Annotated in this window: 12 protein-coding genes; 1 reads left to right on the top strand and 11 read right to left on the bottom strand. The window is 48.6% G+C overall.

The window, feature by feature from the left end:
* Positions 1-116: 116 nt before the first annotated feature.
* From ACPV3A_RS28085 to ACPV3A_RS28035, 11 genes are all read right to left on the bottom strand, one after another.
* Positions 117-287 carry a hypothetical protein gene (locus ACPV3A_RS28085; RefSeq protein ID WP_194542573.1) on the bottom strand — a complete coding sequence of 57 codons (171 nt, stop codon included), beginning with the start codon at positions 285-287 and terminating at the stop codon, positions 117-119.
* Between the two features lie 101 nt (positions 288-388).
* Positions 389-1,582: an epoxide hydrolase family protein gene (locus ACPV3A_RS28080; protein WP_426202717.1), complete on the bottom strand. Its 1,194-nt coding sequence runs from the start codon at positions 1,580-1,582 to the stop codon at positions 389-391.
* Between the two features lie 159 nt (positions 1,583-1,741).
* The gene (locus tag ACPV3A_RS28075; RefSeq protein WP_426202715.1) at positions 1,742-2,611 is read right to left on the bottom strand and encodes a protein phosphatase 2C domain-containing protein; all 870 of its coding nucleotides are present in this window, start codon (positions 2,609-2,611) and stop codon (positions 1,742-1,744) included.
* A 32-nt stretch (positions 2,612-2,643) separates the two neighbouring features.
* Positions 2,644-3,390 carry a DUF4184 family protein gene (locus tag ACPV3A_RS28070; RefSeq protein WP_426202713.1) on the bottom strand — a complete coding sequence of 249 codons (747 nt, stop codon included), beginning with the start codon at positions 3,388-3,390 and terminating at the stop codon, positions 2,644-2,646.
* 137 nt (positions 3,391-3,527) lie between these two features.
* Positions 3,528-4,520: an LLM class flavin-dependent oxidoreductase gene (locus ACPV3A_RS28065; RefSeq protein ID WP_426202711.1), complete on the bottom strand. Its 993-nt coding sequence runs from the start codon at positions 4,518-4,520 to the stop codon at positions 3,528-3,530.
* A 21-nt stretch (positions 4,521-4,541) separates the two neighbouring features.
* Entirely contained in the window at positions 4,542-5,024 is a 483-nt protein-coding gene (locus tag ACPV3A_RS28060; protein WP_426202708.1) for an RrF2 family transcriptional regulator, read from the bottom strand.
* Positions 5,025-5,347: 323 nt separating this feature from the next.
* Complete coding sequence (locus ACPV3A_RS28055) at positions 5,348-6,220, bottom strand: sugar phosphate isomerase/epimerase family protein (protein WP_426202707.1); 873 nt, start codon at positions 6,218-6,220, stop codon at positions 5,348-5,350.
* Positions 6,221-6,235: 15 nt separating this feature from the next.
* Positions 6,236-7,906, bottom strand: coding sequence for an ABC transporter substrate-binding protein (locus tag ACPV3A_RS28050; RefSeq protein WP_426202705.1), 1,671 nt, complete (start codon positions 7,904-7,906; stop codon positions 6,236-6,238).
* Positions 7,907-7,937: 31 nt separating this feature from the next.
* The gene (locus ACPV3A_RS28045; protein WP_194542567.1) at positions 7,938-8,834 is read right to left on the bottom strand and encodes a carbohydrate ABC transporter permease; all 897 of its coding nucleotides are present in this window, start codon (positions 8,832-8,834) and stop codon (positions 7,938-7,940) included.
* A 16-nt stretch (positions 8,835-8,850) separates the two neighbouring features.
* The gene (locus tag ACPV3A_RS28040) at positions 8,851-9,723 is read right to left on the bottom strand and encodes an ABC transporter permease (RefSeq protein WP_220685343.1); all 873 of its coding nucleotides are present in this window, start codon (positions 9,721-9,723) and stop codon (positions 8,851-8,853) included.
* Positions 9,724-9,921: 198 nt separating this feature from the next.
* Complete coding sequence (locus tag ACPV3A_RS28035) at positions 9,922-12,231, bottom strand: helix-turn-helix domain-containing protein (protein ID WP_426202703.1); 2,310 nt, start codon at positions 12,229-12,231, stop codon at positions 9,922-9,924.
* Positions 12,232-12,462: 231 nt separating this feature from the next.
* On the opposite strand from ACPV3A_RS28035, the gene ACPV3A_RS28030 reads away from it, so the two are divergent.
* On the top strand, positions 12,463-13,659 hold the full coding sequence (locus ACPV3A_RS28030) for a cytochrome P450 family protein (protein WP_426202700.1): 1,197 nt from the start codon (positions 12,463-12,465) through the stop codon (positions 13,657-13,659).
* Positions 13,660-13,735: the final 76 nt, after the last annotated feature.

The raw sequence follows: 13,735 nt of genomic DNA, 5'->3' as shown, positions 1-13,735 counted from the left end.
ACCCATAATAAAGGTAGCCTGTTCTTAAGTCAAGAACGGCTGCCTTTGATTTGGAGGAAGCTCCATATGGCATATATGATAAAGCGAATTTTTGATATTGGTATATAACATCTTGTTTAGATGATAACATCCACATCGTCATCCTCAAACAAGTCATCATATGCGACGTAAAGGCCTATAGCTGAGGCAATCAATACTAAGATAGCTGCAATGAACGCCAATTGCTTAACCGTAGCTTTTTTCGAAGCTGCTTGTTGTCTGCGTTTTCTTTGCGTTCCTTGGCCCATACGACATACCTCCCACTCCATGCCATTACCATAAAATATGAATTGGACATGAAAATGTTGTTAGGCAAAGTACGGTTATATCGTATTCGTGATTCTTGTTCCTATCGGGTAAGCTTGCTAAAAAATGCTCTTATATCCTCAATAAGTGATTCCGGATCTGCCATGGCAACCATATGACTTCCACTTTCCCGATTCGACCAGTGGATAATGTTGTTTTTGGCTTCTGCAATACGCCGGAATACAGAACCTCCCCCATGGGAAACCCCTGTCGGGACTTCCATCTGATTGGTTGGCATCCCAGCTGCTCCTTCATAATAGGTCCAGGCCGAGGAAGCAAATGTCTGCGTCAACCAATAAACGCTTGCGTTAGTGAGCAGCAGATCTTTATGGATCGGTTCTTGAGGAATCTCTTCCGTGTTTTTAGGCCATCCGTCAAATTCTTTAAACCGCTCAACAAGGTAAGCAAGTCCAGCTACCGGCGAGTCAAGCAGCCCATAACTGAGTGTTTGCGGTCGGTTGGACAGATAAGGTGCATAACCGCTCCCCCCTTCAAACAGCTCGGCTAGATGAGTAATTTCGGCCATTTCTTCCTCGCTGCACCCTTCCAGTTCACTCGAATCTCCCATGGGGATACCCAGCCCTCCTGTAATATGAACACCAATCATATGCTTAGCATCAAGGATAGCCAGCTCAGGGGAAACTAATGCGCCTGCATCGTTGCCATGTGCTCCATAAGCTTCATAACCGAGTCTTCGCATCAGCTCAGCCCACACACTGGCTACACGCTTGATGCTCCACGGTGTCTCATCTGCCGGCTCCGGAAAAGTGGAAAAGGCGAATCCTGGAAGCGAAGGTGCCACGATATGAAACGCCATGCTTGGATCTCCACCATAGGCTCGTGGATTGGTTAATGGTCCAATGATATTCATGAATTCAACGATGGAATTCGGCCAACTATGGGTCATGATCAATGGTAAGGCATGAGGCTCGGGAGATCGTACATGAAGAAAGTGAATCTGCTGACCCTCAATGTCCGTTATAAATTGCGGAAATGCATTAAGTTTTTGCTCATACTCACGCCAGTCATATTCATTCTGCCAATATTCCACCAGCTCTTTAAGATACGAAACAGGAATTCCCCGATTCCAGCCACTTCCGGGTAACTGGGAAGGCCACCGGGTATGAGCTATACGTGTTCGCAGATCGTCAATGTCTTGTTGAGGAATGTCGATGTGAAAGGGGCGAATGGAGATTTCAGAATCTTGGTATCTGGTATCTTGATGATTGTTAGCCATCGGATTACCTCACTCTCAATTTTTTCTTCATTATAAGAGCGAAACACTGACGACAATGTGTCAGTGTTTCGGAGGAAGATTTCTTGTGAGGGTGCCTGATCACTCCGAATTAAATAAAGAACCCATGATATACACGGGTTCTGTTAAGTCATAAATGCTTTATCGATTAACCATCGATGAGTTGTTAAATGAAAGCACCATGCCTGTTTTATCATCGGATTTTTTGAATCTTGCATAGGTTAAGCACTCAGGGTCAGCCTCTTCGATCTCAAGTAATTCATGCGCATACTGCTCAAGCCCCTTTTCGAGTATACGCTGCGCGATATAACTCCAATAGGATCGATCACTCGGGACATCGCGTTCAGGCCAGAATAAACCATCCGTTAACAAGATCACGTGTTTTAAGCGTGACTTGTTGATCTTTCCATATTCGAGAAAATGGGCAGCTTGGGCTTCTCCGTTCAATACGCCATAGCCTCCATTGGTATTACTCTGAAAGCGATTCGCCCTGATGATATCAATAACCGTCCCGTGGAGGTCTTTTTGATTGGACAATCCTTTAATCACGCCCTCCTCCCATTTTGCGATGGCCGGAGATTCCAAATGAGCGACTTGTCTCCAGGTTAACGGGCGAACCTCCCCATCTTGGTATACGGCAAGAATCATGCAGTCGCCTGTCTGAATAAATTCCACACGTTCCTCTTGAATTCGAACAAGAGCAAGGGCAGTGCCCCAGAGGCCATCTTTTTTCTTCATATTAATATTGGCTTGGAGCATAAGTTCTCTTAGCTTTTGGTTCGCTGCCGCAACATGATCCGTAAGCTGTGCAACCTGGTCCAGTGATTCGAAGTAATTCTTCACAGTTTGGGCAGCGATGTAACCACCGGTTTCCTTCTTGTCGCTGAGGTATGGGACGATGGATGAAACTCCATCTAACACGCCATACAATGAGGCTCGCTCGTTTATGACTAGTGCATCTTCATTTAAGAAATGGATTCCTCTATGCGTGAATTGCTCAACGGTTACCATAACGCTCCTCCTGTCGATTCCGATTCTAATTACTAGCTTTGCAGCTTGATCCTTGCAGCCCGCCAAAAGGCAAGACACGTTACAAGCAGGGCCAGCATGAAGCTGCTGATGGCCGGAACGACAAGCTGTAACACAAACGTTATCCCTTCACCATCAACAACCGTCATCATGGCCATGAGCATAACCAGAATATAGATCACTACAAATACGCACCAAAAAGGCAGAACCGAATACGAATGCTCTCTTTGTGTTGGTGCTACATATAAATGGCGATGAATCCACCAGACGATCAGGACCAGCCCGATCAGACTGCTGCCGTGCTGACATAATTTATACACCGGAAATTGTACGGAATCGATATGTATCCAATGGGTAAGAAAAGGAATCTGGTTCACGATCCAGGCACCTTTATGCGTAAACTGATCCCATAATAGATGTGTGCCAACGCCCACTAATCCCAAGATCATTACGGTAAGCCAACCTTTAAGAGTGGCAGACACCTTCCCTTCCCGATCCCATCGGTATGGAAACCATGATGGCAAATATACGAATAGAACGGAGCGTACCACCGTCTCGAAAACAACGTACAGGAGTAAGATCATGGGGAGGTTGAACAGCAAGATGCCAGGACCCTCGTGGCTCCATAAGCCAGACGCCCGAAATCGGATGAAATATTCAAAATCCGGTACCATGCAGCCGATAATGAGGGCTGATATCGGCAGCGATTTCTTCTTCCACCAAGGCATCGTGATGACAGGATGAGCGAACGTAAACGGCATAAGATCTCCTAACTGCTGCGAATGTGAACATAGCTAATTTTTTACTATTCTAACAGATTCGTACTCGCAAGGGACAAAGAAATTTTACCTTAACAAAAAAAGGACAGGCATGCGCCTATCCCCTCATCTACTTTATATTACAGCAATTCGCGTGCGAGCAGTCGGTAAACCTCCAGCCGTTTCTCCTGCGAATGCGGAATGCTGCATATCATGGCTTCCTGGAATCCGTAGTGCGCTTGCTCTTCCTGTAAGCGTGCCGCGATATCCTTTACCGCTCCCACAAGATGGATCTTGCGGCCTTCCTGGATAGCCATCCGGTCGATTTCTGTTAAGGACACATTCTGAGCCTCTTCGGGCGTCAGCACCTGTGTAATTCGGCCCTTGCTCATCATCAACCGGAAAATGTCCTGCGGCAGCGCTTCATACTCGGCTTCTTCCTTCGTTTCGGCCGTCGTGACCATATAAGATACGTTAATCTCAGGCTTTTCCATGAATATGGACGGCTGGTAGTTATCGCGGTAATGATCCAATATTTCGTTGCTCATCGCTCCGTTGAAGAATTGCGCGAAGGAGTAGCCGACTCCCATCTGAGCCGCTTTTAACGCACTGTTGCCGCTGGATCCCAGCAGCCACACTTCAGGCAGGGCAACTCCGGTTGGAGCAGCAGCGTTCTTGGCGTAGAGTTCATCTTCCGGGATCTCGTCACGAAGGAGCTGCATGGTAATGGCCAGCTTATCATACATGTTATGAAGCATCAGCTGCCGTCCTTCAGACAAAGCGTACATGGCACTCGTATCACCGCCTGGCGCTCGTCCTACACCGAAATCAATCCTTCCCGGAGTAAAAGCACTTAACGTCTTAAACACTTCCGCAAGTTTAAGGGGTGAATAATGCATCATCATGACACCGCCGGTGCCGATGCGAATCCGGTTGGTTTTGGCTGCAAGCCGGGCTGCCGTCACTTCGGGTGCGGAGCTGGCAAAGGTATTCCCGCCATGATGCTCGGCCATCCACATTCGGCTGTATCCCAATTCATCTGCCAAGACAGCCAGTTCTTCCGCTTTATTCAAGGCGCCTTCCGCTGTGTTGCCGCTTGTTACGGGTGCCTGATCTAATACGCTTAATCTCATGAAAGTTCATCCCTTCCTCGGTCAAATGACCATTTTGTTATTGATCCATTCCTCTAAAGCCGCCACCTTGTCCTTAAAGCGCTCACCGCGCATCTCTTCCGACAGCGAAGCGATGGTCTCTCGCTTTAATACAGCCTTCCAGGATGACTCTGCTTCTTCCATTAAATCGGATAACAGGCAGCAGCTTTCTTCCTTTTCCAAGTCCAGCATGTCTACCAGTATTCCGTGGGATGAATAGAGGGATTGCTGCCCTTCCACCGCAAGGTATACGTCGTATACACGGATATCCTCGGGTTTCTTCTTTAATCTAAAACCACCCTTGATACCGGGAACAGACGTGATGATGTCTGCTGTTACCAGCTTCCTTAACAGTTTCTGAAAATAGGTTGCCGATGTCCCCAGCTGTTGGCTGATCGCTTCCCCGGGCAGCACGGCCTTGTCAGGCAGCATATTCAGCAGAACCAGGGCGTACACCGACTGTTCCACGCCGGTTTTCATATGCATAAACAGCACCTCATTCAGGAAAATTATCTAAACTACACACTCATATAACCATTCATGATTAAATCGGATAAACAATATCCACGTTATATATTATATCAATTCGAACGGAAAGTAAAACGGGGTAAAGGCGAGCGCTTACGCTTGTCTTGAATCGATTCGCCCTCTCCGCTATTTCGTGCAGAATGCTACTTATTTAGACGTAAAGAAACCGTTCTTTGGTAAAATGGCGGGGCTGCCCACACCATTTACGAAAGGAACGGTTTCTTTTGTGCATTCAATATACTATGAAGCAACTCAATATCCAATGGATTTGGAGGAAGATTCTACGCTTCGTCCCATAACCGCTTCAGATTGTCCAGACCCAGCCGGGTTCCTTCCCGGCATTCTTCCATACCTTCGAATTCCAGCGTAATGTCTCCGTCATAACCCTCATTCTTAATGAGACGCAGAATCCGACGGACATCGATATCACCTTGGCCGAAGATCGAGCCTCGGAGGTAATTGCCATGGGATGTTCTGAACCATTTCCCCCCACCCGGGTCCTGATCAAACGGACGATAATAGAAGTCTTTCACATGGATGAGCGAGGCCAGCGGCAGGTTGCGTTTCACGCCAACCAGCGGCTGCTCGTCAACGCATAGAAAGTTCCCGATATCCAGAGTTGTCTTGAAGTTCGGTCGGTCGACCGCCTGAAGCACACGCTGTACACGGTCGCTCGCCTGTACGCTCACGCCATGGTTCTCGATCGTAGTCGTAATACCGTACCCGGCTGCGTAATCTGCAATAAGACGACACCCTTCTACAATCATATCCAGATGGGTTTCCACATAATCAATGCCCATCTTCTCAGGCGGCAGCGTGAAAGCTGTCACGTCATGACGCATATGCTTCATTCCCAGCCGGTTGACCGTATCCACATGTCGCTTGATTCGTTCCACCTCCGAATCAAAGTCGTCCCGGCTCTCCTGGACGAAATTAGCGGGCATGGAATAATTGGATAACGCGATACCGACTTCCGCCGCCCGCTCACGCACTGCGTCAGTTAGCCCGGGATTGTCCTCCAGTGTAAATCCATAGGGTACGATCTCCATGTGCTGTCCGCCGTTCTCGGCGATCCATTCCACAACATCCAGCACCGTCATCTCGCCTGCACGAATAGCCGGCAGCAAGCTGTAAGTGCTCACACCAACCCTCATTCTAAGATTCCTCCTTTATTTGCTTCTTCCATCATACGCTTCCTGGTAGATTTCCAGATAGCGGGCTACATTCATGGCCTCGAGCTGCTGAACGTAGCCATCCCAGTCCTTATCCAGATCGGCATCGCCAATCACGAAGCGGGCCATCATTTCATCCACGTAATCATTGATCGTTTTGGACAGATCTGCTACCTCGGACGCCTGCTCGTTGGTCAGAAATAACGGCGGCACGGTGCTGACATCGGTCGGTTTGTGAGGTTCGTATTTATTCTTCGTCTCGTTGTACAAAACGACTTCCAGATCGTCGTCCCCTTTGGCAACGGCGCTCAGACGGAAATCATTCGTCCGCAAGCTCGGACCGGTTTGAATCCAGGCGATATTCTGCACCGTGCCGTAAGACTTTAGCTCAGACCAGACCGCAGGCTCCCCGTTGATGCCGACCTCTCCGTCCTTCGCTTCACGCCATTCCTGGTCCGGGCGGCCATACACGCTTCGCAGCGTATGCTCCCGCTCGTACAGGCCATCCGCCCAACGCAAGGCGAGCTCAGGATGCTTCGCCTTCTTCGTGATGACAAATGCACCCGGATTCATTCCGGTGGAATCCAGAGCAGCGTATCGAACTCCATTCGGTCCCTTGAGCGGCGGCACGGTCTTATATTCCAACCATCTTCCGCTTTCGCCGAGGAGTTGGGTAAATATACCCTGGTGGCCACCTGTTGAAGCGCCAAGAAGCACGGTATCGGGATTCTCGCCGATCTGTATCAATTGATTGTCATCCTGCGTGAACGACTCCGGAGCGAGAAGCCCCTCAGCGTACAGCTTATTCAAATACCGCAAGCCTTCCCTCCACTCCGGTTTGTTGAAGGCCACGTCAAGCTTGTCGTCTTTTATGAATATATGCTTATAACTCGAGCCGTAAACCGGATTATAGATGAATGAATTTAATAGGAACGCATCGATGGAGGAGCTCCAGGATTTCGGAGAAATCGACAAAGGAATTTCGTCCTGCATGCCATTTCCGTTCGGATCTTGCTCTTTGAAAGCTTTCAGCACCTCGTACAGCTCATCCGTGGTTTCCGGCATCTTCAGATTGAGTTTTTTCAGCCAGGGCTCATAAATCCACATTTTCTGGCTCATGGAACAGTGATAACATTCATTCACCTCCGGAAGCGCATATATGTTGCCATCCAGCGCCGTGATCGCGGATTGGATCTCCGGATTGTCCTGGAACATGTTCTTCGTATTTGTCCCCTGCTTCTCAATCAAGTCATTCAACGGAAGAAAGGCACCCTGCGAGCCGTATATCATCTGCTGCGCCGGCGAAATATTTAAACCCATAATGACGTCGGGATAATCCTCGCTGGCAAGAACAAGATTCAGCTTCTCCTGTATGCTCTGCTCCGGAACGACCTCCCATTCGATGTGCACATTCGTTTTTTCTTCGTACCACTTGGTAAAATCATTCGTTTCGAAATTCTCGACCAGCGGATTTCCCCGCACCATCACCTTTAAAGTGGTTTTCTCTTGAACCAGCGGATAGGTCCCCGGTTCGGATAAGGCGATTGGCTCGGTACCCGCATTTGGCGCTTCATCCGAGCCCTTCGCGCTCTGTGAACCCGTACAGCCTGCAAGAAGGATGCTGAATGCGGTGAAAGCACCCATAATAACCCGCGTTCTTTTTCTCATAACGTCCCGCCCTCCTGAAATAATGGATGGATTATCCCTTTAACGAACCGATCATGACTCCTTTAACAAAAAACTTCTGCAAAAACGGATATACGATCAACAGCGGAACCGAGGTCACGACGATTAGCGAATATTTCAATAACTCCCGCAGCCCTTGCCGGGCCGCAGCGGTTTTGGCGTCGCCCAGCATTTCGATATTCACCTCGTTCTGAACCAGAATATCGCGAAGCACAAGCTGGAGCGGGTACAAATCCGCGCTCTTTAAATAGATCATGGCGTTGAAATATTGATTCCAGTGTCCAACGGCATAGAACAAAGCAATAACGGCCAAGATGGGACCTGAAAGCGGCAGTACGATGCGCCACAGGAAGCGAAAATCGGTACAGCCGTCCAGCTGTGAAGCCTCCAGCAGTTCCTGTGGGATGGTCGTCTGGAAATACGTGCGCATGATGATGACATTCCACACCGACAGCGCCCCCGGGATCAGCATCGACCATATCGTGTCAATCATGCCGAGGTCCTTCACCAGCAGATAGGTTGGAATCAGCCCCCCATTAAACAGCATCGTGAACACGAACAACAGCATGAACACGCTGCGGCCCCGAAAATCTTTGCGTGATAACGGGTACGCCGCCATGACGGACAGAATGAGATTGATCACAGTGCCTGCCAGCGTATAGAACAGTGTGTTCATGAAGCCTTTGGCAACCATCGTATTTTTGAATACCGCACGGTAGCCTTCGAGCGTCGGTTCGACGGGCCACAGCCATACCTTTCCTGACAAAACCGCACTGCTGGAACTGAATGAGGCGCTGACTACATAAATGAGCGGGTATAACACAACGATTAGGAAAATGGATAACATCGCGTAGTTGACCACCGTAAAAACGCGATCCGAGCCGGATTCCTTCATGGCAGGTGATTGCATACGATTCCTCCCTTCCTTACCATAGACTCTCCTGCTTCAGCTTTTTGGCCGTTTGATTTACGATCAACAGCAGCACGAAACCGATGATCGCTTTAAACAATCCAATCGCCGTGGCATATGAGAAATTCATCGCTTGGGATACCAATCCCACCTTGTACACATACGTGTCAATGACTTCGGATGAACGCAAATTCAGTGCGTTCTGCATTAACAGAATTTTCTCGAAGCCGGTCTCCAGCATTTGCCCCGTATTCAGGATGAGCAAAATCATGGCGATGGGCATAATGCCCGGAAGGTCAATGTGGCGCATCCGCTGCATTTTCGTAGCCCCATCCATGACGGCTGCTTCATGAAGTGCCGGATCAATACCTGAAAGCGTTGCCAAAAAAATGATGCAGGAAAACCCGACATTCTGCCAGATATGGGACCACACATAGATCGACTGAAACCAGGACGCCTCCGCCATGAAGTGAAACGGACCGATGCCGATCCAGCCGAGCATCGTATTGATGAGTCCCGTTCTGGGATCCATAAACTGCAGCATCAAGCCCACCAGCACGACCAGAGAGATGAAATACGGCGCGTATGTAACCATCTGGACGGTATTCTTGAATCGCCGGTTCCTTACATAATTCAGTCCAAGCGCCAGCATAATGGGAAACGGAAAACTGGCGATCAGTGTATACAAGCTGATGGAGAACGTATTCTTCAGCAATCGCCAGAATTCATGCGATTGAAAGAAACGTTCGAACTGGGCAAATCCTACCCATGGACTTCCGTTGATCCCCTTCGTGACGTTGAACTCTTTAAACGCAATTTGCGCTCCGTACATCGGCACATACTTGAAAATAATGATGTACAGCAGCGGAAGTAAAAAAAGCGCATACAACTGCCAGCTGCGGATGAAACTTTTCCAGCCACTCAGCGGCTACCACTCCAATCTTCAATGGATTCGTCCCGGGTGCGGTCCGTGATTGGAGTATATACAGAAGGGTGGATCTGCGTAAATCTTCATGTTTCCGGTCCATTATTCAGAATTTTAGAATGGGCTGTTATTCATCAATTAAGCACTACGCATTTCTTTAGATTAAGCATGTTCTCCTTCACGTTGAAGGCGTCTATACTCGGTAGCACTAATGCCATTTACTCGTTTGAACGCACGGCTGAAGGTATTGAGTGAGAGATAGCCAACAGAAGCAGCGATGTCGCTTACCGGCCTATCGCCAGACGACAATTCCCGCTTCGCCCCATCCATTCGGAGCTGCTCCAGGTAATCCGAGAAATTCAAGCCTGTTTGCTCCTTAAAAAAGTAAGATACATAGGCTTCGGAGGTGCGCGTTTCCCGGGCAAGCGCGGTCAAACTGAGATCACTTTCCCAAAAGTGTCCCTTGATATAGGTTAGCAGTCGGTTCGTTAAATGATCATTGTGACTCTTCTTCCTCTCTTCGTTCTTCCGACAGAGCTGAATGAAAGCGGTATGGAGAATATTCATGGCTTCCGCCGGGGACATCACCGGATGTAGAGCTCTGATGACGGCATCCATTTCCTCCGTTCTGCCGCTTCCATCATCTCCTGTCTGTTCGCAGCATTTCATCAGGGTACCGCTAAGCTCCTGAGCAAGGAGTTTCTCCACAGCCATCGGCAATTGCCGCTCCGATCTATTCTTCTCCTTGATCTGCAATAAGAGCTGCTTGGTCTCATCCAGATTGCCTGCTTTTACAAGCTGAATCAATCTCATCTCTTCATCGGCCGGATAATAATAGGTGAAGGGCGGCGTTTCCATTTCAGCATGAAATAAGATGGGGGTCTTCTCGCTCCATCCAGCGTGATGAAGCACAAACCTGGCTTCTCCGTAAGAACGGTATAGCTCAGCAATGCTGGACTGGCATTCACCTACAGCTATATACAAGCCCGTATCCGGGATTGCGCTCAAATGCTCATAAATTCCCTGTATATATGCTCGCATCCTTGTCGTAAAATCCGCGTTGTCTGCCGCCGTTCCGGACAGGATCAGGACCAACTGGTTTTCACCAAAATCATGCAGCAGCACTTCCTCCCCGCATAACGATTGAATCCGGTCGCGGATGTTGATTTTTACAATATCAAGTTCCATCAGCATCTCTTCCATAAACGGCTCCTGGTATCCCCGAATATGAAGCAGGGCAACCGCATGGTGAGAGCCCCGAAGTTGGACTTGTGCATGTTCCATGGCAGCGTCGATCTCCTGCATCGAGGTGAAACCTCCCTTCAGAAGCCTGTCAACTACGACATTTCGCAGCATCGGGATCTGCTCTTCCAACCGCTCCTTCAGCGTATGATGGCTTTCGATCAGCTCGGACACGGAATGACCGATATAATCGACAGCGTTACGAGCAATAGCATGTTTTACATCCCGGCGCGATGAGGGTAGAAGCTGGAGAATCTTCAGGAATGGCCTGCTGCTTCGATACGCGAGATAGCCGGCTATGCCAAGCCCTAGGAGAAGAGCCGTGATAAAGATCGCCAATGTCAGCTGTTTGATATAATTTACCTTTTGCAGAACCACGGATTTCGGTTGGGCAGATACATAGCTCCAGCCATTGTATTGGGACGTGGATTGCGTCACCAGCATTTCTTGACCACCTAATCGAATATGGGAGTAGCCTCCTTTTTTAGGAAGCGCTTTCAACACATCCGGTTCTTTCAAACCAATGGAGCTGATCAGGTTGCCGTTCTGATCTGCAATGTAGGCAAAACCCTCTTGTTCTGGATCGACTTTACGAAGCATGTCCTGGATCTGCATATTATTAATCAGTACAGTGACCACTCCGCTGCTCCTTTTATTCCCGAAGGATTGCATGTAGCTGACAACCGAGTAAGGTTTCCCTTCATATACAACCGCATGGCCCGGGGCATACGTTTTATAATGATACTGCCCAAACAAAGCTTGCTTCCACTCGCTTAATGGCTGGTCGTCATAGTGCAGCTGCATTCGATAATACTGGTCCACCGTATACACCTTGCGAGGTGATACGATCATGTTGCTGTTTCTGTAGGCGATGTAATAATCCACAATGAAGTGATTGAACAATTTGTAATTAAACAAACTCTTTTCCAAATCCCATAGACGATAGGGACCCGTACCGGCAAACGGTTCTTTCTCAAATTGAAAAGAGAGCACCTTCGATTCGCTCGACATCTGCCGTGCAAGGTTCTCTATTTCAGCAAATCTCTGATCCAGCGCTTCCTGGATTTGCTGCAGAGCTGCGGAGGTGGTTCTCACCGTCTCGCTTTCGATAAGCTCTGCGGTCTTCCCATAAGCAAACCATCCAACCAATAGGGAGCCCTCCAAAATGACAGCATACGGTATAAAAAATCGAACCAGCAGCGCTGCCTTCTCCCCGGAAACGAATTTCACCGCTTGATTCCCCCTTTCTACTATTCAGATATGATCCAATATAACAAAGAAAACGACGGATAGTCAGTAGACCAAATGGCACTCTTTAAGAGTCAATCAGGGTTCTATTTTCTCGCAAATTGGTATGATCAAGCATTTGGATACTGTCGGCATTTCATCCGTAAATTGGTTATCTCCTCCTTCTTCCCTTATACTGGAGATGAACCTATCATTTTCGAGAGGAGCCCCTATATGACAAATGCGAACGAATCTCTGAAAAATGTATTGTTTACGAAGGAATTTACCCATAACCCTTATCCGGTATACGAGAAATTGAGGCAGAGCGATCCCATTCTGAATCTGCAATTTCCCGATGGACGTTTCGGATGGCTGATCAGCAATTACGAGCAAGCTGTTGAAGCGCTCAAGGATGGCCGATTTAGCAAAGACGTCGCTAGAGCAATGGGTCAGGAACAGACCAGCGTATTCAGCACCAACATGCTGTTCTCCGATCCACCGGATCACAAACGGCTTCGCGGCTTGGTTCAAAAGGGCTTTACGCCACAGAGAATCGCAGATATGCGAGGCCATATCCAAGAGATCGCGGACAACCTGCTGGATGCTGTCTCCTCCAGAGACACCATAAATCTCATTGACGATTATGCCTTCAAACTTCCCATTATCGTAATAAGTGAAATCCTTGGCGTGCCTACGGAGGATCAGGACAAGTTCCGGGTATGGTCCAACTCCATCATCGGCGCCTCCAACCAGGAAATGAACGAGCAAGTGGTCCAGCATATGAATGAATTTATCGCTTATTTGAAGGATTGGTTCGCGAAGGTTCGCGAACAACCGGGCGATGATATGATCAGTCAGCTTGTGATTGCCGAGAATCAGGGTGATCGCTTATCCGAACAGGAGTTATATGGCGTCGTCACCCTGATGATCATAGCCGGTCATGAAACGACGGTGAACCTGATCGGCAATGGCTTGCTTGCGTTGTTGGAGCATCCGGAGCAGCGCAAGCTTCTGCAGGAACAACCCGAACTCATTCATGGCGCAATTGAGGAAATGCTTCGCTACAACGGTCCCGTTGAATTCAGTACATCCCGCTGGGCAGCGGAGGATATGGATTTTCATGGCGTTCACATGAAAAAAGGCGACTTGGTTGTCATCGCTTTAAACTCCGCAAATCGGGATGCCTCACAATTCGAGAATCCGGATATCTTTGATATTACCCGGGAGAAAAGCCAGCATTTAGCCTTCGGCAAAGGAATTCATCTCTGCCTGGGAGCCCCGCTTGCCAGACTGGAGGGTGAAATCGCAATCAACACGCTGCTCCGCCGCTACCCCCATTTTGAGCTTCAACGGGACATCGATGAGCTTGAATGGAGACCGGGTATGATTGTTCGCGGTGTGAAGGAGATTCCGATTTCACTTCATGCCTGATGCTCAACAACATAAATGCCAATATGAAAAGGCGAATCCTGTTAGGGGTTCGCCTTTTTCATGTGTTTTTAGAAGA

It is taken from the genome of Paenibacillus sp. Dod16, from assembly GCF_049893405.1.
Lineage (GTDB): Bacteria > Bacillota > Bacilli > Paenibacillales > Paenibacillaceae > Paenibacillus_AQ.
This window is presented reverse-complemented; position numbering and strand designations above follow the sequence as displayed.